The following is a 21,771-nucleotide window of genomic DNA, read 5'->3' on the forward strand; positions in this document are numbered from 1 at the left end:
CGCCTCGCCCCCCGTCCTGCCGATTTCTCATCGGTCGGCTTGCCTGGAGTGCGCTCGAAGGCCATAGCGTTGGGGCCATGACGGTGATGGAGACCCCGCGTACCAGGACCGACAGCTGCGCCGCCCCGCCGAACCCGCACCGGCGGCCGCAAGGACAGGACAGTTACACGATCAGCGAGGTCGTCGCCTTCACCGGGCTGACCGCGCACACGCTCCGCTGGTACGAGCGCATCGGCCTGATGCCGCACGTCGACCGGTCGCACACCGGTCAGCGCCGCTACAGCAACCGTGACCTGGACTGGCTGGACTTCGTCGGCAAGCTGCGGCTGACCGGCATGCCGGTCGCCGACATGGTGCGCTACGCCGAACTGGTGCGCGAGGGCGACCACACCTACGGGGAGCGGTTCGAACTGCTGGAGTCCACCCGCCGGGACGTGCTGACCCGGATCGCCGAACTGCAGGACACGCTCGCCGTGCTCGACCGGAAGATCAGTTTCTACGCGGACGCCGACCGCGCCCGCGAAGCGGAGAAGGTGTGATGACCGACACGCAGATCCCCACCGTACGACTCGGCGACACCGGCCCCGAGGTCGGTGTCCAGGGCCTCGGCTGCATGGGCATGAGCTTCGCCTACGGCCCCTCCGACGCCAAGCAGTCCCGGGCCACCCTGGAGCGGGCCCTGGAGCTGGGCGTCACCCTGTACGACACGGCGGACGCGTACGGGGCCGGCGAGAACGAGCGGTTCCTGTCCCCGTTCTTCAAGGCGCACCGGGACGAGGTCGTCGTCGCGACCAAGTTCGCCCTGTCGATCCCGGCGGACGACCCCACGCGGCGGATCGTCCGCAACGACCCGCCGTACATCCGCCAGGCCGTCGAGGCCAGCCTGAAGCGCCTCGACATCGACGCGATCGACCTCTACTACATGCACCGCCGCGACGTGAACGTACCGATCGAGGAGAGCGTCGGGACGATGGCCGAGCTGGTGCGCGAGGGCAAGGTCAAGCACCTGGGCCTGAGCGAGGTGACCGGCGCGGAGCTGCGGGCCGCGCAGGCCGTGCACCCCATCGCCGCGGTGCAGTCGGAGTGGTCGCTGTTCAGCCGGGACATCGAGGAGGGAGTGGTACCCGCGGCCCGGGAGCTGGGCGTGGCGCTGGTGCCGTACTCGCCGCTCGGCCGCGGTTTCCTCACCGGCTCCTTCACGAACGCCGACAAGGACCTCACCGCTGACGACTTCCGCCGTCAGCAGCCCCGGTTCACCGGCGAGAACGCGGCCGCCAACGCCGCGCTCCTGGAGCCGGTGCGCGCCGTCGCCGAGGCCCACGGGGTGACGCCGGCGCAGATCGCCCTGGCCTGGGTCCAGCAGCAGGCGGCCGTGCGGGACCTGCCGGTCGTGCCGATCCCGGGCACCCGCAAGCCGGAGCGGGTGGAACAGAACGCGGCGGCGACCCGGATCGAGCTGACGGTGGAGGAGCTGTCCCTGCTGGAGCCGATCGCCTCGAAGGTGGCGGGCGACCGGTACGCGGACATGACGTTCACGTCCGCGGGACGGGAGTAACAGCCGGCCGGGCGAACTCCGCCGGGGCCGGCAGGGCCCCGAAGGGGCGCGGGGAACTGCGCGACCGGCCACGACGGCGCCGCAGACGACCGACCGATCGGACGGAAGGTCGCGGCACTTCCAGCGGAGCGCTACAGCTCCGCCAGCAGCTCCGCCTTCTTCACCGAGAACTCCTCGTCCGTCACCAGCCCCGCCCGGTGCAGTTCCCCCAGGTGACGGATCCGCTCGGCGATGTCGGCGGGGTCGCGGCGGGGCCGGGGCGCGGTGACGGCGGCCATCGGCCGGCGGGTGCGGACCGCCGCCAGCACCGCCGCGGCGAACGGCAGGGACTCGTGCACGGGACCGTAACCGAGCCCGAACACGACGGCGGCCGGGTCCTGGTCCGGCTGGGCCGGCTGCCCGTTCGCCCCGGCCTCCCGCCGCAGCAGCCGCAGATGCCCCTCGAACGCCTCGGGCGAGCGCCACTCCACCCCGCTCAGCTCGCTGACCGGGAAGCTCTGGTCGCCCGCCTTCCACTTCGCCGACGAGGCGCCCGTCCAGAACCACCGGAAGGCGACCGTGCGGCCGTCGAAGGACGCCTTCGCGTCGTACGCCTTGAACTGCCGCGGCGCCTCGGGAGCGGCCACCAGGAACTCGTCGGCCGGGCCGTCGTCGGTCAGCCGGGCCCGCAGTTCGTCGGCGTAGTACTCGGCGAGCGTCTCGCGCTCCGCGGGCAGCACCAGCCGGTACGGGTCGCAGCCTTCGCTCAGCTGGCCCGCGGCCGCCTCCATCAGCGGGTCGGCACCGGGGCGCGGCTCGGCCCGCAGCACGACGGTGCCGCGTTTGCCGGGGGAGAGCGTCACCCCGGCGAGGGCGGCGAGGGGCACCCGGCGTTCCCCGAGCGCCTGGAACAGCTTGGGTGTTCGAATCCCCCGTTCGTAACGGATGAGCACGGAGTCGGACTCGAACTCCCAGGCGGCATGAAATCCGGCCAGTACGTCACCCATGCGGCTCATCGTATGCGCGACCGGCTTCTTCGTCGCCACCCCGTGCATACCGCAATTTCTGCGACTCTACGCGCGTCCGGCCGCCGCGGGACCGGACAAACCCGCGCTGCAGACCGCATCCTCGCGCGCGCACTGCACCGAGCCGTACGCGCCAACGCCGATGTCGGCGAAGTTGCGCAGGCTCTGCGTACCGGGCTGGAAGTACCCGCTGTGGCCCTTCGCGCCGTCGGCCGACAGCACCCGGGCGCCGAACGTGGCCGCGACCGGGTCGGCGCCGTGGCCGAGCCCGCCGACCTCCAGGTAGGGCACGTCCTGCACCCAGTCGGTGGCGTTGCGCATCGACCACACCCGGGCGGAGGTGCGCAGGCCGGACGCCCGCTGCACGCGCATGCCGGGACTCGCGGCGACCGCGATGTCGGTCACCCGGCGGGGCAGCGCGTGCGCGGCGACCCCGCACACCACGGAGCCGTAGCTGTGGCAGAACAGGGAGACCGGCGCGGTCCCGGGCAGGGCGCGCACCAGCGCGTTCAGCCGCACCGCGCCGTTCTCGGCGCGCATCGCGGTGGCCGAGTCGATGCCGAGCCCGGCGGGCGCGGTGTAGTCGGCCCAGGCGATCACCGCCGTGCGGGTGGCCGGGTTCGCCTCCTGCTCGGCCGCGTACAGGGACTCGCCCATGCCGACGGGCGCCGAGTACTTGCGGTTGGTGCGCTGGAAGGTGAGCAGGGCGGTGTCCACGCCGGGCACGATCACCGACACCCGCTCGGCCCGGGTCAGGTCGCCGAACACCTCCGCGACGCGCCCCGAGCCCGCGGGGTCGAAGGCGAGGATCTGGCGGCCCCGGCCGAGCAGCGACGCGTAGCGGTGCATGCGGCGGCCCGCCTCGTACTGCCCGGCGGGCGTGAGCCGGCTGTCGTGCATGCGCTTGAGCTCCACCCGGTGCTGGTGCGCCAGCGCGATCCGGTTGGCCTGATAGCGCAGGGCGACCGGCGCGCCGTTCATGTTGCCGACCGCGAGCGGGTAGCGCCGGGCGAGGTCGCCGCGCTCGTGGGGGGTGAGCGCGGTGAAGAAGCGGGCGATCCGGGCGGGGCTCGCGTCCGGGTGCGGCAGCCGGTGCCCGTGCAGCCGGCCGTGGCCCCAGGCGGTGACCGAGGCCTGCAGGGCGGTGGGCGCGCGGTGCGAGCGCAGGGCCGTCCAGCCGGTGGTGGCGAGCATCACGAACACGACGGCCAGCGCGAGCAGCGCGCGCCAGACGTTGAGCGGCGGGGAGGTGTCGAAGGAAGTCACTGAAAGGACACACTAGGAGAACGAGAGGGTCTCGTGCTGCCACAGTGACACGGCTCACGTTTGTCTTATGTTTCGGAAGACGCGCCCGTGATACCTGAACGTGTTCGCCAGTTGTCCGTGAGTGCCGGGCCCACCTGTTCGAGGTACGAGATCGTCAGCCCGCGCATGGCGTCCAGGCTGACGTCCCCCCGGGTGCTCCACTGCCGCTCGGCCAGCCGCATCACCCCGCCGAAGACGGCCACGGCCAGCCGGGGCCGCGGGTCGGCGTCCACGTCCACACCCTCGCGCTCGGCCAGCACGCGCGCGAGGCTGTCCTCGATCTCCGCGCTGCGCCGCAGATGGGCGGCGAGCAGCGCCGGTGTCGACTCGATCACCTGGTACATGCGCAGGTACAGCTCGACCGGCACGACGGACTCGATGACGTCGCTGAGGCCGTCCCAGCCTTCCAGCAGTGCCTGCCGCAGAGCCGTCATCGGCGCCTCCCCGGCCGGGCGCTCCCGTACGGCCTCGACGAACCGCGCCACCGCCAGTTCCTGAAGGAAGAGGGCCGCCTCCTGCTTGCCGGCGAAGTAACGGAAGAAGGTGCGCTGGGACACGTCGACGGTGTCGGCTATCTCGTCGACCGTCGTCCGCTCGTAACCCCGGGTGGTGAACAGCTCGAGAGCGGCCTGCAGCAGGGCGTCCCGGGTGCGCTGTTTCTTACGTTCGCGCAGTGTTTCCATGGGCGTCAGTTACTGACTTGTGAACTGGTTTGTCAATTGTCAGAGACTGTCACTAACCTCGAAAGTATGACTAGTCAGACCACCGTCGACACGACGGGACCGGGGGACGGGGCGTCGGCGGCCCCGTCGGACCGGTCGCCGTCCTCCGGGCTGCGCGGCCACCCCTGGGTCACCCTCATCACCGTCGCCGTCGGGGTCATGATGGTGGCCCTGGACGGCACCATCGTGGCCATCGCCAACCCTGCCATCCAGAAGGACCTGAAGGCGAGCTTCGCCGACGTCCAGTGGATCACCAACGGCTACTTCCTCGCCCTCGCGGTCTCCCTGATCACGGCCGGCAAGCTCGGTGACCGCTTCGGACACCGGCAGACCTTCCTGATCGGCGTGACCGGCTTCGCCGCCGCCTCGGGCGCCATCGGGCTGTCCAGCAGCATCGCCGCCGTCGTCACCTTCCGCGTCTTCCAGGGCCTCTTCGGCGCCCTGCTGATGCCGGCCGCGCTCGGCCTGCTGCGGGCGACCTTCCCGGCCGAGAAGCTCAACATGGCCATCGGCATCTGGGGCATGGTCATCGGCGCCTCCACCGCGGGCGGCCCGATCCTCGGCGGCGTGCTCGTGGAGCACGTCAACTGGCAGTCGGTGTTCTTCATCAACGTGCCGGTCGGCGCGCTCGCCCTGATCCTCGGCACCCTGATCCTGCTCGACCACCGCGCCGAGAACGCCCCGCGCTCCTTCGACATCCTGGGCATCGCGCTGCTCTCCGGCGCGATGTTCTGCCTGGTGTGGGCCCTGATCAAGGCGCCGACGTGGGGCTGGGGCGACGGCCGGACGTGGCTGTTCATCGGCGTCTCGGCGGTGGGCTTCGCGCTGTTCTCCTTCTGGGAGACCAAGGTGAAGGAGCCGCTGATCCCGCTCGGGCTGTTCCGCTCCGTCCCGCTGTCCGCGGGCGTCGTGCTGATGGTCCTGATGGCCATCGCGTTCATGGGCGGCCTGTTCTTCGTGACGTTCTACCTGCAGAACGTGCACGGCATGAGCCCGATCGACGCCGGTCTGCACCTGCTGCCGCTCACCGGCATGATGATCGTCGGCTCCCCGCTGGCCGGCGCGCTGATCACCAAGCTGGGCCCGCGCATCCCGCTGGCCGGCGGCATGACGGCCACCGCCCTCGCCATGTACGGCATGTCGACCCTGCAGACCGACACCGGCAGCGCGACCATGTCGCTCTGGTTCGCCCTGCTGGGCCTCGGCCTCGCGCCGGTCATGGTCGGCGCGACCGAGGTCATCGTCGGCAACGCCCCGATGGAGCTGTCCGGCGTCGCCGGCGGCCTCCAGCAGGCCGCGATGCAGATCGGCGGCAGCCTCGGCACCGCGGTGCTGGGCGCCGTGATGGCCTCCAAGGTCGACAGCGACCTCGCGGGCAACTGGAAGGACGCCGGGCTGCCCCCGCTCACCCCGGCCCAGCTGGACCAGGCCGCCGAGGCCGTCCAGGTCGGCGTGGCGCCGGTCGCCAAGGGCACGCCCGAGACGCTGGTGGCGAAGATCACCGATGTCGCGCACGACACCTTCATCTCCGGCATGAGCCTCGCCTCGCTCGTCGCCTGCGGTGTCGCTTTCGTGGCGATCTTCGTCGCGCTGCTCACCAAGCGCGGCAAGAACGCGCCGTCGGGCGCGGGCGCCGCGCACATCTGACGGCCCGCGAGCGGCTTCCGGCGGTCCCGGAAGCCGCTCGCGGTCACTCCCGCCCCATGCGGGCCCCGGGCTGCGCCGCGCTGCCGGAGGGTGACGGCGCGCCAACGCCCCGGATTAGCCCGCGGATCGGGGGTACCCGCATCACCGAGCCCCGAACAGACCCCGGGGCTCAGGGAGTTGATGATGGCGGGCTTCGGAAATGGAACGCGCAGGTACCCCCGCTCACGTGGCCGGACGTGGTTACGGACCGGGCCGGATCGCGCGACGCTCGGGATCATCGGAGTCATCTGCGCGGTCGCGGGATTCTTCGCGCTGGGGATCATCCTCGGCCCCGTCGCGATCGTCTGCGGCTGGCTCGCAATGGGCCGCAGTTGGGCGGGCTCCCGCCCGGTGCCGGCTCTGGTCGCCCTCGTTCTGGGCGCCATCGACACGCTCCTGGCGATCATCTGGCTCGCCGGAGCGGCCACCCCGGGCAGCGGACTGCTCTGACCCGGGGCGACGGGCCCCCGGCGGGGCGGCGAACACGACAAGGCCGGGGGCCCATCCACACGTCCGACGGCCGCCACCGGCACCGGTCATGACCGCCGGCCCCACCGCGGGGAGTTCCGGCGCGGGCCCGCGCCGCGCGGGCCCGCGCCGCGCGGGCGTCAGTGGTGGGCGGAGTGTTTTCGCAGGGCCGCGACCTCGGCGCGGAGAGCGCGTACCTCCGCGGTCAGTGCCTCGATCGCCTCGGTCTGGAGGCGTTCCTCCGCGTCGTCACGTTCGAACCGGGCGATGAACCAGGTGGCGATGTTCGCCGTCACCACACCCAGCAGCGCGATCCCGGAGAGCATGAGCCCGACCGCGATCATCCGGCCCAGGCCGGTCGTCGGCGCGTGGTCCCCGTAGCCGACCGTCGTCATCGTCGTGAACGACCACCACACCGCGTCACCCAGCGTGCGGATGTTCCCGTCCGGCGAGTCGCGCTCCACCGACAGCACGGCCAGCGAACCGAACATCAGCAGCCCCACGACGGACCCGGCGACGTACGTGGTCAGCCGGATCTGGGTGGCCATGCGGGCCCGCCGGCCCACCAGCAGCAGCGTGGCGACCATGCGCAGCAGCCGCAGCGGCTGCAGCATCGGCAGCACCACCGCGCCCAGGTCCAGCCAGTGCCGCCGCACGAACGCCCGGCGATCGCGGGCGAGCGCCAGCCGCGTCACGTAGTCCCCCGCGAACGCGCCCCACACCGCCCACTCGGTCGCCGTGCACACCGCGGTCAGCGACCGGCCTGCCGTGCTGTCCACGATCGGTACGGCGTAGGCGACGGCGAACAGTACGGCGAGCGCCAGCAGCGGCCGTTGCGTCAGCTCTTCCCACCGTGCCTGCGCCGTTCGTTGCTCCATACCCGCATGGTAAAGAACGAGTAAGGGCGGCGGAGCCGTGAGCCCCGCCGCCCTGGCACCCGAAAACCGTCCGTGGGCGGTTACGCGTCGCCGCCCGCCGCGCCCGGGTCCGCCGCCGTCACGTCCAGCACCCGGTAGCGGTCGATCGCCTGCTTCAGCGCCGACCGGTCGATCTGGCCCTGCTTGGCCAGCTCGGTCAGCACCGCCACCACGACCGACTCCGCGTCGATGTGGAAGAAGCGCCGCGCCGCCCCACGCGTGTCCGCGAAGCCGAAGCCGTCCGCGCCCAGCGACTGGTACGGTCCCGGCACCCACCGCGCGATCTGGTCCGGCACCGACCGCATCCAGTCGGACACCGCCACGAACGGCCCCTGCGCCCCGCCGAGCTTCCGGGTCACGTAGGGCACGCGCTGCTCCTCCTCGGGGTGCAGCAGGTTGTGCTCCTCGCACGCCACGGCCTCGCGCCGCAGCTCGTTCCAGGAGGTCGCCGACCACACGTCGGCCCGTACGTTCCAGTCCTCGGCGAGGATCCGCTGCGCCTCGATCGCCCACGGCAGGGCCACGCCGGACGCCAGGATCTGCGCCGGGATCGAGCCGGACGTGCCCTCGCTGAAGCGGTGGACGCCCTTGAGGATGCCCTCGACGTCCACGTTCTCCGGCTCGGCCGGGTGCCGGATCGGCTCGTTGTAGACGGTGAGGTAGTAGAAGACGTCCTCGCCGTGCGGGTGCTGCTCGTCCCCGCCGTACATGCGGCGCAGGCCGTCCTTCACGATGTGCGCGATCTCGAAGCCGAACGCCGGGTCGTACGCCACGCACGCCGGGTTGGTCGAGGCGAGCAGCTGCGAGTGGCCGTCCGCGTGCTGCAGACCCTCGCCGGTCAGCGTCGTACGGCCGGCGGTCGCGCCCAGCACGAAACCGCGCGCCAGCTGGTCGGCCATCTGCCAGAACTGGTCGCCGGTGCGCTGGAAACCGAACATCGAGTAGAAGACGTACACCGGGATGAGCGGCTCGCCGTGGGTGGCGTAGGCCGAGCCGGCCGCGATCGCCGAGGCCGTGCAGCCCGCCTCAGAGATGCCGTCGTGCAGCATCTGCCCGGTCGGCGACTCCTTGTAGGCGAGCAGCAGATCACGGTCGACCGCCTCGTACTGCTGGCCGAGCGGGTTGTAGATCTTCGCGCTCGGGAAGAACGAGTCCATGCCGAACGTGCGGTACTCGTCCGGCGCGATCAGCACGAACCGCTTGCCGATCTCCTTGTCCCGCATGAGGTCCTTGAGCAGCCGCACGAAGGCCATGGTCGTCGCGATGGACTGCTGGCCCGACCCCTTCTTCACGGTCGCGTACGTCTTGTCGTCCGGCAGCGGGAGTGGCTTGGCGCGGACCACCCGGGTCGGCACGTACCCGCCGCACTGCCGGCGCATGTCGTGCATGTACTGGATCTCTTCGGAGTCCCGGCCCGGGTGGTAGTACGGCGGCGCGCCGGACTCCAGTTCCTTGTCCGAGATCGGCAGGTGCAGGCGGTCCCGGAAGCGCTTGAGGTCGTCGACCGTCAGCTTCTTCATCTGGTGGGTGGCGTTGCGGCCCTCGAAGTTCGGGCCCAGCGTCCAGCCCTTGACCGTCTTGGCGAGGATGACCGTCGGCTGGCCCTTGTGCTCCTTGGCCGCCTTGAACGCCGCGTAGATCTTGCGGTGGTCGTGGCCGCCGCGGCCCAGCATCAGGACCTGGTGGTCGGTCATGTTCTGGACCATCGCGCGCAGCCGGTGGTCGTCGCCGAAGAAGTGCTCGCGGATGTACGCGCCGGTCTCGGTGGCGTACGTCTGGAACTGGCCGTCCGGCGTGGTGTTCATCTTGTTGACCAGCACGCCGTCGCGGTCCTGCGCGAGCAGCGGGTCCCAGGAGCGGTCCCAGATCAGCTTGATGACGTTCCAGCCGGCGCCGCGGAAGACCGACTCCAGCTCCTGGATGATCTTGCCGTTGCCGCGCACCGGGCCGTCCAGGCGCTGCAGGTTGCAGTTGACGACGAAGGTCAGGTTGTCCAGGCCCTCGCGGGCGGCGATGGACAGCTGGCCGAGCGACTCCGGCTCGTCCATCTCGCCGTCGCCGAGGAAGGCCCACACCTGCGACTTGGAGGTGTCGGCGATCCCGCGCGCGTGCATGTACCGGTTCATCCGCGCCTGGTAGATCGCGCCGATCGGGCCGAGGCCCATCGAGACGGTCGGGAACTCCCAGAAGTCCGGCATCGAGCGCGGGTGCGGGTAGCTGGACAGGGCGTACGGCGCCTTCGACTTCTCCTGGCGGAAGCCGTCCAGGTGCCGCTCGGTGAGCCGGTCCAGCAGGTAGGCGCGCGCGTAGATGCCCGGGGAGGCGTGCCCCTGGAAGAAGACCTGGTCGCCGCCGTCGCCCTCGTCCTTGCCGCGGAAGAAGTGGTTGAAGCCGACGTCGTAGAGCGACGCGGAGGAGGCGAAGGTGGCGATGTGACCGCCGACCCCGATGCCGGGCCGCTGGGCGCGCGAGACCATCACCGCCGCGTTCCAGCGGGTGGCGTTGAGGATCTTCCGCTCGATCTCCTCATTGCCCGGGAAGAACGGCTCGTTCTTGGTCGGGATCGTGTTGACGTAGTCCGTGCTGCGCATCTCGGGCACGGCCACGCGCTTCTCGCGGGCCCGCTCGATCAGCCGCAGCATCAGGTAGCGCGCCCGCTCCCGGCCGCGCTCGTCCACGGCGGCGTCGAGGGAGTCGAGCCACTCCTGGGTTTCCTCGGGGTCGAAGTCAGGAACCTGACTCGGAAGGCCGCCAATGATGATCGGGTTGCGATCGGATCCGGAAGCCACGCTGGTCCTTACCTGTCAGAGGGCTGCTGTCAGCTGCATTTTCGGTACGCACGCCTGCACCGCTTCCCCATCGTGTACCTCGGGGAGGCAAACGTCATCTCTACTGAGAGGTAACCGAGACCTGGAGGGGAAGAGTGGGGTTCCCAATGGGGCAAAGGGGGCACAACGGTGTGGTAGAGGTCACTCGCGAAGGGGACGGCGTGCCTGGAGTTGCGGTGACACGGCCAGGATCGTCACCGTTTCGGCGGTCTGGACGGCCGGGTACTTGCGCGATCCGCCCCGCCCGTGTGGACTACGGCCAATGCTTCGCGCACGCGCGTGGCTGAACCATCACCAAGACATGATCAGGAGGCAACCCGTGAGCGCGACCGCGGACCACGCGGAGGAGCGGACGAGCCCTGCCGTCAGGCTGGGGTTCCAGCCCGAGCAGGTGGTCCAGGAGATCGGCTACGACGAAGACGTCGACCAGGAGCTCCGCGAGGCCATCGAGGACGTCATCGGCAGCGACCTGGTGGACGAAGAGTACGACGACGTGGCCGACGCCGTGGTGCTGTGGTTCCGCGACGAGGACGGCGACCTGACGGACGCGCTGGTGGACGCCACCACGTACGTCGAAGAAGGCGGCTCGATCCTGCTGCTGACCCCGAAGACAGGCCGGGACGGCTACGTGGAGCCGAGCGACATCTCCGAAGCCGCGACGACGGCGGGGCTGTCCGCCTCCAAGAGCGTCAGCGTGGGCAAGGACTGGAGCGGCAGCCGGCTGGTGACGCCGAAGGCGGCCAAGACCAAGAAGTGACACGCCCGGGACGGGCCGGTGCGACCGGCCCGTCCGTCGGCGTCCCATGATCGCTGCGTAGGGTGGTTGCCATCACCCCGACAGCCCCACCGGAAGGGACGTACGACCCATGGCGATCCAGGTCGGCGACAAGGCCCCCGACTTCGAGCTGAAGGACAACCACGGCAGGACCGTGCAGCTGTCCGACTTCCGCGGCGACAAGAACGTCGTGCTGCTCTTCTACCCGTTCGCCTTCACCGGCGTGTGCACCGGCGAGCTGTGCGAGGTGCGGGACAACCTGCCGAAGTTCGCCGACCGCGACACCCAGGTGCTCGCCGTCTCCAACGACTCCATCCACACCCTGCGCGTCTTCGCCGAGCAGGAGGGCCTGGAATACCCGCTGCTGAGCGACTTCTGGCCGCACGGCGAGGTCTCCCGCGCCTACGGCGTCTTCGCCGAGGACAAGGGGTGCGCGGTGCGCGGCACCTTCGTCATCGACAAGGAGGGCACGGTGCGCTGGACGGTCGTCAACGCGCTGCCGGACGCCCGTGACCTGAACGACTACGTCAAGGCGCTCGACACCCTCTGATTTTCTCGCCGCCAAGGCCTGCGGCGGGCGGGAACCCGTAACTAGGATCGAACCGTTGATCCGATGTCATAACGCGCGGCGGGGCTCCCCGCCCATGGACACCAATGGAGGACTCGTGGGAGTCAGCCTCAGCAAGGGCGGCAACGTATCACTGACGAAGGAGGCCCCGGGCCTGACCGCGGTCCTCGTCGGCCTGGGCTGGGACGCCCGCACCACGACCGGCACCGACTTCGACCTCGATGCCAGCGCGCTGCTGCTGAACAACTCCGGCAAGGTCGGCAGCGACGCGCACTTCGTCTTCTTCAACAACCTCAAGAGCCCCGACGGCTCCGTCGAGCACACCGGCGACAACCTCACCGGTGAGGGTGAGGGCGACGACGAGGTGATCAAGGTCAACCTCGCGGGGGTCCCGATGGACATCGAGAAGATCGTCTTCCCGGTCTCCATCTACGACGCGGAGAACCGCCAGCAGTCCTTCGGCCAGGTCCGCAACGCCTACATCCGCGTCGTGAACCAGGCCGGCGGCGCGGAGATCGCCCGCTACGACCTGAGCGAGGACGCCTCCACCGAGACGGCCATGGTCTTCGGCGAGCTCTACCGGCACGGCGCCGAGTGGAAGTTCCGCGCCATCGGCCAGGGCTACGCCTCGGGCCTGCGCGGCATCGCGCAGGACTTCGGCGTGAACGTCTGAGACGTGAGCTTCTGAGACGGGCGCGAGGTCTCGTCACACCGGCGCCGCACCGCTCGCGTGCGGCGCCCGGGGGCGGTCCCCCTCTGGGGGAGTGCAGGACAACAGAACAGGCACCAACTCGGGGAGGACCAACATCATGGGCGTCACGCTCGCCAAGGGGGGCAACGTCTCCCTGTCCAAGGCCGCACCCAATCTCACCCAGGTGATGATCGGGCTGGGCTGGGACGCTCGCTCCACCACCGGAGCCCCGTTCGACCTCGACGCCAGCGCCCTGCTGTGCAACGGCGGGCGGGTGCTGGGTGACGAGTGGTTCGTCTTCTACAACCAGCTCACGTCCCCGGACGGCTCGGTGGAGCACACCGGCGACAACCTCACCGGTGAGGGCGAGGGCGACGACGAGTCGATCCTGGTCGACCTGGCCAGGGTGCCGGGCCAGTGCGACAAGATCGTCTTCCCGGTCTCCATCCACATGGCCGACGAGCGCGGCCAGACCTTCGGTCAGGTCAGCAACGCGTTCATCCGGGTCGTCAACCAGGCCGACGGGCAGGAGCTCGCGCGCTATGACCTGAGCGAGGACGCGTCCACCGAGACCGCGATGATCTTCGGCGAGCTCTACCGCTACCAGGGCGAATGGAAGTTCCGAGCCGTGGGACAGGGGTACGCGTCGGGGCTGCGGGGCATCGCTCTAGACTTTGGGGTCAATGTTTCGTAAAAAGCCGGGTATGGCGCGGGGGAGACCTTCCCCCGAGCCCGGCTTGGGGGGACCCCCACCATACGGATTGGGTAGCCAGTGCTTCTGAAAACCTTCGGCTGGTCGTTCGCGGTCACCGCGATCGGGCTGGTCGCCGCGGTCTTCTACGGGGGGTGGGAGGCCTTCGGTATCGTGGCGATCCTCTCCGTCCTCGAGATCTCCCTGTCGTTCGACAACGCGGTCGTCAACGCCGGAATCCTGAAGAAGATGAACGCCTTCTGGCAGAAGATCTTCCTCACCGTCGGCGTCCTCATCGCGGTCTTCGGCATGCGGCTGGTCTTCCCCGTCGTGATCGTCGCCGTCAGCGCCAAGATGGGCCCCATCGAGGCCGTCGACCTCGCGCTGAACAACAAGGACCACTACCAGGAACTCGTCACCGACGCCCACCCGGCCATCGCCGCGTTCGGTGGCATGTTCCTGCTGATGATCTTCCTCGACTTCATCTTCGAGGACCGGGACATCCAGTGGCTGCGCTGGATCGAGCGGCCGCTGGCCAAGCTCGGCAAGGTCGACATGCTGTCGGTCTGCATCTCCCTCATCGTCCTGCTGATCACCTCCTTCACCTTCGCCACCCACGCCCACCAGCACGGCGGCACGCACGTCGACAAGGCGCAGACGGTGCTGATCGCCGGCATCGCCGGCCTCATCACGTACATGGTCGTCGGCGGTCTGTCCGGCTACTTCGAGGACCGGCTGGAGGAAGAGGAGGAGCGCGAGCACGAGGAGGAGGAAGAGGCCGAGCGCACCGGCAAGAAGAAACCCGCCGTCGTCCTCGCCGGCCAGGCCGCGTTCTTCATGTTCCTCTACCTCGAGGTGCTGGACGCGTCCTTCTCCTTCGACGGTGTGATCGGCGCGTTCGCCATCACCAACGACATCGTCCTGATGGCGCTCGGCCTGGGCATCGGCGCGATGTACGTGCGGTCGCTGACGGTCTACCTGGTCCGCCAGGGCACCCTCGACGACTACGTCTACCTCGAGCACGGCGCGCACTACGCGATCGGCGCCCTCGCCGTGATCCTCATGGTCACCATCCAGTACCAGATCAACGAGGTCATCACCGGCCTGGTCGGCGTCATCCTGATCGCCTGGTCCTTCTGGTCCTCCGTGCGCCGCAACAACGCGCTCGCCGGGTCCGGGGGAAACTCGGGCTCGGACGAGAAGACTGAGGTCTCCTCCGGGGTGTGACGGCCCCGCGGGGGAGGGAACGCTCTGAGCGGGGCGGCCGGACCACCCGGCCGCCCCGAAGGCTTTCGGTGGACGTGGGGGCGGAATGGGCTTCTTGGACGGACTGTGGCGCGGACGCGACACCGACTTCGACTCGGGCAGCGCGGCCAGCAACGCCATCGAGCTGACCAAACGGCACCGCCAGGTCTCGCTCACCAAACAGGGCGCGGCCACCGGCAACCTCCGCATCAACCTGACCTGGCGGATGCGGACCAGCGACCTGGGCGGCCCGCAGCGGGAGTCCCTGCTGCGCCACCCCCTCAAGGCGCTCAAGCCGCCGGAGATCATGGGACACAGCCAGAGCATGGTCAACGTCGACCTCGACCTGGGATGCCTGTACGAGCTGGAGGACGGCAGCAAGGGCGTGGTCCAGCCGCTCGGCGGCTACTTCGGCGACGTGAACGCGGCACCGTACGTCAAACTCAGCGGCGACGACCGGTTCGGTTCGGCGTCCGGCGAGACGATCTACGTCAACCTCGACCACCGCGAGGCCATCAAACGCCTGCTGGTCTTCGTCTACATATACGACCAGACGCCCGCGTTCGACCGTACGCAGGCGATGGTGACCCTGTACCCCAGCAACGGCCCCCGGATCGAGATAGGCCTCGACGAACGCCACCCCCAGGCCCGGTCCTGCGCCGTGGTGATGATCGAGAACGTCAAGGGGGAACTCTTCGTGCGCCGCGAGGTGAAGTTCGTCTACGGCTTCCAGGCCGAACTCGACCGGCTGTACGGCTGGGGACTGCAGTGGGGGCGCGGCTACAAGACGAAGGCGGAGCGGTGACCGCCTACGGCCGGATGAACTGCGGCCCCTGCGGCGGCAGCCGGAAGTCCGGGTCCGGCGCCGCCGTCGGCACGGGCGGCGGGTAGCCGTAGCCGGAACGGGCCGCCGTGACCGCCGGCTGCTGGGGGTAGCCGTACGCCGCGGTCGGCGGCGGCTGCTGGGTCGTCGGAGCCGACGGGGGATAGCCGTACCCCGGCTGGGCCGGGACCGCCGCCGTGGGCTGCTCCGGCGGCAGGGCACGGGAGACCTCCGGCGCGGACGCCTGCTGCGGCGCCGCCTCCTCCGACTCGTCCACCGAGATGCCGAAGTCCGTGGCCAGACCCTTCAGCCCGTTGACGTACCCCTCGCCCAGCGCGCGGAACTTCCAGCCCTCACCGCGCCGGTACAGCTCGCCGCAGATCAGCGCGGTCTCCTTGCCCGTCTCCGGCTTGATGTCGAAGGAGACGATCGGATCACCGTCGGCGACCCGCGCGTCGTACAGCAGGACGCACAGGCCGGGCACGCGCTCGAAGGGGGTGTCCTCCGCCGACGCGACCAGCACGATCCGGCTGACCTCGGCCTCGACACCGGCCAGATCTGTCTGGATCGTGTCGGTGGGACCGTCGGCGGTCCGCTTCTTGCCGAGCCACCAGATCTTCCCGGAAGGGTGCCGGGGCTGGTTGTAGAAGACGAAGTCCTCGTCGGAGCGCACACGACCGTCAGGACCGAGGAGCAGCGCCGAGGCATCGACGTCCGGGACCCCCTGCCCCGGCGTCCAGCGCACGACGGCGCGCACCGTCGTGGCCTCGAGCGGGACGTTCGACCCCTTCAGCATCGCGTGCGTCATACGGTCATCCTGCCTTCTCGGTCCTGATCACGACAACGTGGGGGTGAGACGCCTACCGTTGTGCCCACGGGCGTTACCGGAAATTCATGCCCGGCGGGAACCCCGGACATGGAGGCGTACGTACTATTACCGGCCATCTGTTCTCAAAAACCAAAGGCCCATCTTGCGCCACGGGGGAGTTCCATGCGTCATTTCGGGCACATCGCCCCTGAGGTGCGACGGCGCCTCTTCCACCAGGAGCCGTGCGGGTTCACCGCCGACTCCCCGGCCCGCGTGCTGTCCGCCGCCCTGGGCGCCACCCTCTACAGCCCCGCCACCCGCCCCCACCTCGCCGAAGACATCGTCAAGCAGGCCCGCAACGGCGTGATCTCGATGGTGCTGTGCCTGGAGGACTCCATCGACGACGCGGACGTCCTGGCCGGCGAGGAGAACCTGGTCAGCCAGTTCGCCGAGCTCGACCGCCAGGACGGCCGGAACCTGCCCATGCTGTTCATCCGGGTCCGCACCCCCGAGCAGATACCCGACCTCGTCGGCCGCCTCGGCGACACCGTCCGGCTGCTGTCCGGATTCGTGTTCCCGAAGTTCACCGAGGAACGCGGCATCCCCTTCCTCGAGGCCCTGACGAGCGCCGAGGCGGCGAGCGGCCGGCGGCTGTTCGCCATGCCCGTCCTCGAATCGCCGGAGCTGCTCTACCGGGAGTCCCGCGTGGAGACCCTGGAGGGCATCTTCCGCGCCATCGACAAGTACCGCGACCGTGTGCTCGCGCTGCGCCTGGGCGTGACCGACTTCTGCTCCTCCTACGGCCTGCGCCGGGCCCCCGACATGACGGCCTACGACGTCCAGATCGTCGCCTCCGTCATTTCCGACGTGGTCAACATGCTGGGCCGCGCCGACGGCACCGGCTTCACGGTGACCGGCCCGGTGTGGGAGTACTTCCGGGTACCCGAGCGCATGTTCAAGCCGATGCTGCGCACCAGCCCCTTCCTGGAGGGGCAGGCCGTCGAACTGCGCGAGAGACTGATCGAGCACGCCATGGACGGGCTGCTCCGGGAGATCTCCCTGGACCAGGCCAACGGCCTGATGGGCAAGACCTGCATCCACCCCTCCCACGTCCTGCCCGTGCACGCGCTGTCCGTGGTCAGCCACGAGGAGTTCAGCGACGCCGCGGACATTCTGCGGCCCGAACGGGGCGGCGGGGGTGTGCTGAGATCCGCGTACACGAACAAGATGAACGAGGTGAAGCCGCACCGCGCCTGGGCCGAGCGCACCATGCTGCGGGCCGAGGTCTTCGGTGTCGCGAACGAGGACGTCAGCTTCGTGGACCTGCTCGCCGCCGGAATCCCCGGCTGAGCCCACCTCATCACCTAGGGACGCATGAACAACGCAGTCAACAACCGGGTCTGGTCCGGCAGCTGGGTCGCCGAGCGGCTCGGCGTCGAACTCACGGGCGACGACACGCTGACCGGCATGCTGGGGCTCGCGCTGCGCCGCAACCCCAAGCGGGCCCACCTGCTGGTCTCCAACGTGCTCGGCAAGCACGTACCGCAGGCGCCGTCCGTCGTCTACGGCCACGGCTTCACGCTCGGCCGCCGGGTGCGCGACCTGCTGGGCCCCGACGACGCCCGGCGCGCCGTCGTCCTCGGCTACGCGGAGACCGCCACCGGCCTCGGCCACTCCGTCGCCGACGGCCTCGGCACCGCGCCCTACCTCCACTCCACCCGCCGCCCGGTCCCCGGCGTCGCCACCGCCGGCGGCTTCGAGGAGTCCCACTCGCACGCCACCTCCCACCTGCTGCTCCCCGAGGACCCGGCGCTGCTGGCCGGCGACGGGCCGCTGGTCCTGGTCGACGACGAGTTCTCCACCGGCAACACGGTGCTGAACACCGTCCGCGACCTCCACCAGCGCTATCCGCGCCCCCGGTACGTCGTCGTCGCCCTGGTCGACATGCGCTCGGCCGCGGACGCCCGGCGGCTGGAGGACTTCGCGCGGGAGATCGGCGCACGGGTGGACCTGGTGGCGGCCGCCTCGGGCACGGTACTGCTGCCGGAGGGGGTGCTGGAACGGGGACAGGAGCTGGTGACGCGGTACGAATCCGCAGGCGCTGCGGGCGCTGCGGGCGCTGTGAGCTCTGCGGGTGCTGCGGGTGCTGCGGGTGCTGCGGGCGCTGTGAGCGCCGGGGACGCCGGGGGTGCGGTGAACGCCGCGACCGGCCGACTTCCGGGCACGGGCTCGCCGGGAGCGGGCGTACGGCCCGCCGCGCCTCCGCAGCGCGTCGGCCCGGGCTCTCCAGGGGCGGCGGAAACCGGCCCGGACGACGAGCCGGCCCCGCCCACCGGCCGCATCGCCCGGGTGGACCTGCGCTGGCCCAACAGCCTGCCCGACGGCGGCCGGCACGGCTTCACACCCGCGCACCGGGCCCGCCTGGAAGGCGCGCTGCCCGCGATGGCCGCCCGGCTCGCCGAAGCCCTGCCCGCCGACGCGCGCCGCGTCCTCGTCCTCGGCTTCGAGGAACTCATGTACGCGCCCCTCCGGCTCGCCCGCGAACTGGAGCAGATCGCCGACGCCGAGGTCCGCTACTCCACCACCACCCGCTCGCCCGTCCTCGCCGTCGACGACCCCGGCTACGCGATACGCAGCCGCCTGGTCTTCCCCGCCCACGACGACCCGGCCGACGGCCCCGGCGAGCGCTACGCCTACAACGTCGCGGGCGCCGGCTTCGACGCCGTCGTAGCCGTCGTCGACTCGGCCGCCGACACGCCCGCCCTGCACGCGCCCGACGGCCTGCTCGCCCTGCTCGCCGCCCACGCCCCGCACGTCCTGCTCACGGTCGTCCCCTCGTACGCGCCCGAGCCCCGGCACGTTCCCGAAAGGCCCGCCATGCTGCCCGAGCCCCTCCGCGGCCCCGCCTTCTCCAGTTACCCACCCGAGGAGGTCGGCTGGCTGCTGCAGGACCTCTCGGACGTCACGCTGGAGGCGCCGACCGAGGAGCGCGAGGAGGCCATCCAGAGCGGCGGCGCGCACTACGCCGAGTCGCTGCCGGTGGAGTACCAGCCCAGCGAGCAGTACCAGCGGCTGTTCCACACGGCCCTGGACGCCTCCTCGGCCCGCATCGCGCAGGCCGTCGGCGCCGTCACCGAGGTCGTCCTCGCCGAGCGGTCACCGCGCCCGGTGCTCGTCTCGCTGGCCCGCGCCGGCACCCCCGTCGGCGTGCTGATGCGCCGCTGGGCACGGTTCCGGCACGGCCTGGACCTGCCGCACTACGCCGTCTCGATCGTGCGCGGCCGCGGCATCGACGCCAACGCGCTGCGCTGGCTGGCCGCCCACCACGACCCGCGGGACGTCGTCTTCGTCGACGGCTGGACCGGCAAGGGCGCGATCACCCGGGAACTCGCCGTGGCGCTCGCCGAGTTCGAGGCCGGCGACGGCATCACCGGCTTCGACCCGGAGATCGCGGTGCTCGCCGACCCCGGCTCGTGCGTGCGCACCTACGGCACCCGCGAGGACTTCCTCATCCCCTCCGCCTGCCTCAACTCCACCGTCTCCGGCCTGATATCGCGCACCGTCCTGCGCTCCGACCTGGTCGGCCCGCACGACTTCCACGGCGCGAAGTTCTACCGCGAACTCGCCGGCGCCGACGTGTCGACCGGCTTCCTCGACGCCGTCGAGGCCCGCTTCCCCGAGGTCGTGGACGCCGTCGACGCACAGGCCAAGGAACTGCTGTCCGGCGACCGCACGCCGACCTGGGAGGGCTGGGCCGCCGTCGAGCGCATCAGCGAGGAGTACGGCATCCACGACGTCAACCTCGTCAAGCCCGGCGTCGGCGAGACCACCCGGGTGCTGCTGCGCCGGGTGCCCTGGAAGATCCTCGCCCGGGCCGGGGCGGGCGCCGACCTGGACCACGTACGGCTGCTCGCCGAACAGCGCGGCGTACCCGTCGAGGAGGTCGGCGAACTGCCGTACAGCTGCGTGGGGTTGATCCACCCACGGTTCACCCGCGGCGCGACCGGCGCCGACGGCAGGGCGGTGACGGTCTGATGCCGGTACTGGTGGCCAGCGACCTGGACCGCACGCTCATCTACTCGCCCGCGGCGCTCGCGCTGACCATGCCGGACGCGCGGGCGCCCCGGCTGCTGTGCGTCGAGGTGCACGAGAGCCGGCCGCTGTCGTTCCTGACCGAGACCGCCGCCGCGCTGCTGGCCGAACTCGGCGACGCGGCGGTCTTCGTCCCGACGACGACCCGCACCCGCAAGCAGTACCTGCGCATCAACCTGCCGGGCCCGCCGCCCACCTACGCGATCTGCGCCAACGGCGGGCACCTGATGGTCGACGGCGTGTCCGACCTCGACTGGCACGCGCGCGTGACGGCGCGGCTCGCCGAGGAGTGCGCGCCGCTGACGGAGGTGCGCGAGCACCTGCTGGCCACGGCGGACCCGCTGTGGGTGCGCAAGCACCGGGTCGCCGAGGACCTCTTCGCCTACCTCGTCGTCGAGCGTGAACTGCTGCCCGAGGAGTGGGTGAAGGAACTCGCGGTGTGGGCGGAGAACCGCGGCTGGACGGTGTCGCTGCAGGGCCGCAAGATCTACGCCGTGCCCAAGCCGCTCACCAAGAGCGCCGCGATGCACGAGGTCGCCCGCCGCACCGGCGCCGACCTCACGCTCGCCGCCGGCGACTCCCTTCTCGACGCCGACCTGCTCCTCGCCGCCGACCGCGGCTGGCGCCCGGGCCACGGCGAACTCGCCGACGCCGACTGGACCGCCCCCACGATCAGCGCCCTCCCCGAGCGCGGAGTCCTGGCAGGCGAACGCATCCTCCGCGAATTCCTGAACGCCACCCGCACGCGCCGCTAGCCGGGGCCCCGGGGCCCGGACCCCAGGGGCCAGCGGCCGGGGTCGGGCCGGGTCCTTGGGCCGTGCCGCGGCCCGGCACCGGACCAGAGCCCGGGCCAGGCCGGGCTCGGCGCCGGGCCGGACGGGCTCGGCATCGGGCCAGGATCCGGGGCTTGGGCGGGTGCCGGGGTTGGGCCAAGGCCCGGAACAGTGGGCCGGAGGCCGGGTCGGGCCGAGGTCCGGTGCCGGACCGGTGAGTCAGAGGCCGGTCGGTGTCAGGCCGGGGACGGACCGGGCTCAGCGACGGGCCAGGCCCGGGGCAGGGCCGGGCCCGGCGTCGGGCTCGGCGCCGGGGTGGGCCAAGGCGCGGCATCGCGGGGTCGGACCAGGGCCCGGTGTCGGGCTGGTGGCCAGAGGCCGGGGTCGGTGCCGGGACGGGAGTAGACCGGGACTCAGAGCGGGCTCAGGCGCGCGGTAGAGCCGGGTCTCGGCTCGGACCAGAGTCCGGGTCGGACCGTGCCAGGCGTCGGGTCGGGGCCGGTGCCGGGCCGGGGCTGGGTGTCGGACCGGGTTCCGGCGTTGGGCCGGGCCAGGGTGGATCAAGGCCCGGCACCGCGTACCGGAGGCTGCGGTCGAGCCAGGGTCCGGTGTCGTGGCCAGGGGCCGGAGTCGGTGCCGGGACGGGAGCGGACCGGGGTTCGGGCGGGCCGGCACTGGTGGTAGGGCCGGGGCTCAGGGGCGGGCCCAGGCGCGGTGGCGGGTCCAGGGGGGGGGGGGGGGGGGGGGGGGGGGGTGGGGGGGGGGGGGGGGAGGGGGGGGGGGGGGGGGGGGGGGGAGGAGGAGGGAGTACGACAGCACC

At 71.1% G+C, this 21,771-nt stretch carries 19 protein-coding genes; 13 read left to right on the plus strand and 6 right to left on the minus strand.

What is annotated here, in order from left to right; all coding sequences use genetic code 11:
* Nucleotides 1-77: 77 nt before the first annotated feature.
* Together ACZ5GT_RS31410 and ACZ5GT_RS31415 are read left to right on the plus strand one after the other, a co-directional pair.
* Entirely contained in the window at nucleotides 78-539 is a 462-nt protein-coding gene (locus ACZ5GT_RS31410) for a MerR family transcriptional regulator (protein ID WP_469032971.1), read from the plus strand.
* Nucleotides 539-1,555 (plus strand): aldo/keto reductase, encoded by a 1,017-nt coding sequence (locus tag ACZ5GT_RS31415; RefSeq protein ID WP_469032973.1) that lies wholly within the window; start codon nucleotides 539-541, stop codon nucleotides 1,553-1,555. Before ACZ5GT_RS31410 ends, ACZ5GT_RS31415 begins: the two co-directional genes overlap by 1 nt.
* A 131-nt stretch (nucleotides 1,556-1,686) precedes the next feature.
* On the opposite strand, the gene ACZ5GT_RS31420 is transcribed toward ACZ5GT_RS31415, so the two are convergent.
* From ACZ5GT_RS31420 to ACZ5GT_RS31430, 3 genes are all read right to left on the minus strand, one after another.
* A complete protein-coding gene (locus ACZ5GT_RS31420) occupies nucleotides 1,687-2,550 on the minus strand; it encodes a DUF4429 domain-containing protein (RefSeq protein WP_469032975.1) in 864 nt (287 codons plus the stop codon).
* Nucleotides 2,551-2,607: 57 nt separating this feature from the next.
* Nucleotides 2,608-3,825, minus strand: coding sequence for an alpha/beta hydrolase (locus ACZ5GT_RS31425; protein WP_469032977.1), 1,218 nt, complete (start codon nucleotides 3,823-3,825; stop codon nucleotides 2,608-2,610).
* Between the two features lie 65 nt (nucleotides 3,826-3,890).
* The gene (locus ACZ5GT_RS31430; RefSeq protein ID WP_469032980.1) at nucleotides 3,891-4,547 is read right to left on the minus strand and encodes a TetR family transcriptional regulator; all 657 of its coding nucleotides are present in this window, start codon (nucleotides 4,545-4,547) and stop codon (nucleotides 3,891-3,893) included.
* Between the two features lie 66 nt (nucleotides 4,548-4,613).
* On the opposite strand from ACZ5GT_RS31430, the gene ACZ5GT_RS31435 reads away from it, so the two are divergent.
* Both ACZ5GT_RS31435 and ACZ5GT_RS31440 read left to right on the plus strand, forming a co-directional pair.
* Nucleotides 4,614-6,233: an MFS transporter gene (locus ACZ5GT_RS31435; RefSeq protein ID WP_469032982.1), complete on the plus strand. Its 1,620-nt coding sequence runs from the start codon at nucleotides 4,614-4,616 to the stop codon at nucleotides 6,231-6,233.
* Nucleotides 6,234-6,413: 180 nt separating this feature from the next.
* Entirely contained in the window at nucleotides 6,414-6,722 is a 309-nt protein-coding gene (locus ACZ5GT_RS31440; RefSeq protein WP_469032984.1) for a small hydrophobic protein, read from the plus strand.
* Nucleotides 6,723-6,880: 158 nt separating this feature from the next.
* Here the strand turns inward: ACZ5GT_RS31440 and ACZ5GT_RS31445 are convergent, their stop codons facing one another.
* Both ACZ5GT_RS31445 and aceE read right to left on the minus strand, forming a co-directional pair.
* On the minus strand, nucleotides 6,881-7,618 hold the full coding sequence (locus tag ACZ5GT_RS31445; RefSeq protein WP_469032986.1) for a potassium channel family protein: 738 nt from the start codon (nucleotides 7,616-7,618) through the stop codon (nucleotides 6,881-6,883).
* Nucleotides 7,619-7,698: 80 nt separating this feature from the next.
* Nucleotides 7,699-10,446, minus strand: a complete 2,748-nt coding sequence (aceE, locus tag ACZ5GT_RS31450) for a pyruvate dehydrogenase (acetyl-transferring), homodimeric type (protein ID WP_469032988.1) — start codon at nucleotides 10,444-10,446, stop codon at nucleotides 7,699-7,701.
* Between the two features lie 358 nt (nucleotides 10,447-10,804).
* On the opposite strand from aceE, the gene ACZ5GT_RS31455 reads away from it, so the two are divergent.
* The 6 genes from ACZ5GT_RS31455 (at nucleotide 10,805) to ACZ5GT_RS31480 (ending at nucleotide 15,260) form a co-directional block, all read left to right on the plus strand.
* On the plus strand, nucleotides 10,805-11,242 hold the full coding sequence (locus ACZ5GT_RS31455; protein WP_398282225.1) for a DUF3052 domain-containing protein: 438 nt from the start codon (nucleotides 10,805-10,807) through the stop codon (nucleotides 11,240-11,242).
* A gap of 109 nt (nucleotides 11,243-11,351) precedes the next feature.
* Nucleotides 11,352-11,810 (plus strand): peroxiredoxin, encoded by a 459-nt coding sequence (locus tag ACZ5GT_RS31460; RefSeq protein ID WP_469032991.1) that lies wholly within the window; start codon nucleotides 11,352-11,354, stop codon nucleotides 11,808-11,810.
* 115 nt (nucleotides 11,811-11,925) lie between these two features.
* Nucleotides 11,926-12,501 (plus strand): TerD family protein, encoded by a 576-nt coding sequence (locus ACZ5GT_RS31465; protein ID WP_324789413.1) that lies wholly within the window; start codon nucleotides 11,926-11,928, stop codon nucleotides 12,499-12,501.
* A gap of 136 nt (nucleotides 12,502-12,637) precedes the next feature.
* The gene (locus tag ACZ5GT_RS31470) at nucleotides 12,638-13,213 is read left to right on the plus strand and encodes a TerD family protein (RefSeq protein WP_469032995.1); all 576 of its coding nucleotides are present in this window, start codon (nucleotides 12,638-12,640) and stop codon (nucleotides 13,211-13,213) included.
* A 78-nt stretch (nucleotides 13,214-13,291) separates the two neighbouring features.
* Nucleotides 13,292-14,437 carry a DUF475 domain-containing protein gene (locus ACZ5GT_RS31475; protein ID WP_469032997.1) on the plus strand — a complete coding sequence of 382 codons (1,146 nt, stop codon included), beginning with the start codon at nucleotides 13,292-13,294 and terminating at the stop codon, nucleotides 14,435-14,437.
* Between the two features lie 85 nt (nucleotides 14,438-14,522).
* Nucleotides 14,523-15,260: a TerD family protein gene (locus tag ACZ5GT_RS31480; protein ID WP_469032998.1), complete on the plus strand. Its 738-nt coding sequence runs from the start codon at nucleotides 14,523-14,525 to the stop codon at nucleotides 15,258-15,260.
* Between the two features lie 4 nt (nucleotides 15,261-15,264).
* Here ACZ5GT_RS31480 and ACZ5GT_RS31485 read toward each other — a convergent pair whose 3' ends face one another.
* Nucleotides 15,265-16,086, minus strand: coding sequence for a TerD family protein (locus ACZ5GT_RS31485; protein ID WP_469033000.1), 822 nt, complete (start codon nucleotides 16,084-16,086; stop codon nucleotides 15,265-15,267).
* A gap of 183 nt (nucleotides 16,087-16,269) precedes the next feature.
* On the opposite strand from ACZ5GT_RS31485, the gene ACZ5GT_RS31490 reads away from it, so the two are divergent.
* Genes ACZ5GT_RS31490 through ACZ5GT_RS31500 form a run of 3 tightly spaced genes read left to right on the plus strand, consistent with a single transcriptional unit; the run spans nucleotide 16,270 to nucleotide 20,933 of the window.
* The gene (locus tag ACZ5GT_RS31490; protein WP_469033004.1) at nucleotides 16,270-17,436 is read left to right on the plus strand and encodes an HpcH/HpaI aldolase/citrate lyase family protein; all 1,167 of its coding nucleotides are present in this window, start codon (nucleotides 16,270-16,272) and stop codon (nucleotides 17,434-17,436) included.
* 24 nt (nucleotides 17,437-17,460) lie between these two features.
* The gene (locus ACZ5GT_RS31495; protein ID WP_469033006.1) at nucleotides 17,461-20,121 is read left to right on the plus strand and encodes a phosphoribosyltransferase; all 2,661 of its coding nucleotides are present in this window, start codon (nucleotides 17,461-17,463) and stop codon (nucleotides 20,119-20,121) included.
* Nucleotides 20,121-20,933 carry an HAD family hydrolase gene (locus ACZ5GT_RS31500; protein WP_469033008.1) on the plus strand — a complete coding sequence of 271 codons (813 nt, stop codon included), beginning with the start codon at nucleotides 20,121-20,123 and terminating at the stop codon, nucleotides 20,931-20,933. Before ACZ5GT_RS31495 ends, ACZ5GT_RS31500 begins: the two co-directional genes overlap by 1 nt.
* Nucleotides 20,934-21,771: the final 838 nt, after the last annotated feature.

It is taken from the genome of Streptomyces sp. NPDC031340 (assembly GCF_055569945.1).

What these genes read in the sequence shown, in the direction of transcription:
- ACZ5GT_RS31410 (WP_469032971.1), top strand. Translation starts at nt 78, where the DNA reads ATGACGGTGATGGAGACCCCGCGTACCAGGACCGACAGCTGCGCCGCC.
- ACZ5GT_RS31415 (WP_469032973.1), top strand. Translation starts at nt 539, where the DNA reads ATGACCGACACGCAGATCCCCACCGTACGACTCGGCGACACCGGCCCC.
- ACZ5GT_RS31420 (WP_469032975.1), bottom strand. Translation starts at nt 2,550, where the DNA reads ATGAGCCGCATGGGTGACGTACTGGCCGGATTTCATGCCGCCTGGGAG.
- ACZ5GT_RS31430 (WP_469032980.1), bottom strand. Translation starts at nt 4,547, where the DNA reads ATGGAAACACTGCGCGAACGTAAGAAACAGCGCACCCGGGACGCCCTG.
- ACZ5GT_RS31435 (WP_469032982.1), top strand. Translation starts at nt 4,614, where the DNA reads ATGACTAGTCAGACCACCGTCGACACGACGGGACCGGGGGACGGGGCG.
- ACZ5GT_RS31440 (WP_469032984.1), top strand. Translation starts at nt 6,414, where the DNA reads ATGATGGCGGGCTTCGGAAATGGAACGCGCAGGTACCCCCGCTCACGT.
- ACZ5GT_RS31445 (WP_469032986.1), bottom strand. Translation starts at nt 7,618, where the DNA reads ATGGAGCAACGAACGGCGCAGGCACGGTGGGAAGAGCTGACGCAACGG.
- ACZ5GT_RS31460 (WP_469032991.1), top strand. Translation starts at nt 11,352, where the DNA reads ATGGCGATCCAGGTCGGCGACAAGGCCCCCGACTTCGAGCTGAAGGAC.
- ACZ5GT_RS31470 (WP_469032995.1), top strand. Translation starts at nt 12,638, where the DNA reads ATGGGCGTCACGCTCGCCAAGGGGGGCAACGTCTCCCTGTCCAAGGCC.
- ACZ5GT_RS31480 (WP_469032998.1), top strand. Translation starts at nt 14,523, where the DNA reads ATGGGCTTCTTGGACGGACTGTGGCGCGGACGCGACACCGACTTCGAC.
- ACZ5GT_RS31485 (WP_469033000.1), bottom strand. Translation starts at nt 16,086, where the DNA reads ATGACGCACGCGATGCTGAAGGGGTCGAACGTCCCGCTCGAGGCCACG.
- ACZ5GT_RS31490 (WP_469033004.1), top strand. Translation starts at nt 16,270, where the DNA reads ATGCGTCATTTCGGGCACATCGCCCCTGAGGTGCGACGGCGCCTCTTC.
- ACZ5GT_RS31495 (WP_469033006.1), top strand. Translation starts at nt 17,461, where the DNA reads ATGAACAACGCAGTCAACAACCGGGTCTGGTCCGGCAGCTGGGTCGCC.
- ACZ5GT_RS31500 (WP_469033008.1), top strand. Translation starts at nt 20,121, where the DNA reads ATGCCGGTACTGGTGGCCAGCGACCTGGACCGCACGCTCATCTACTCG.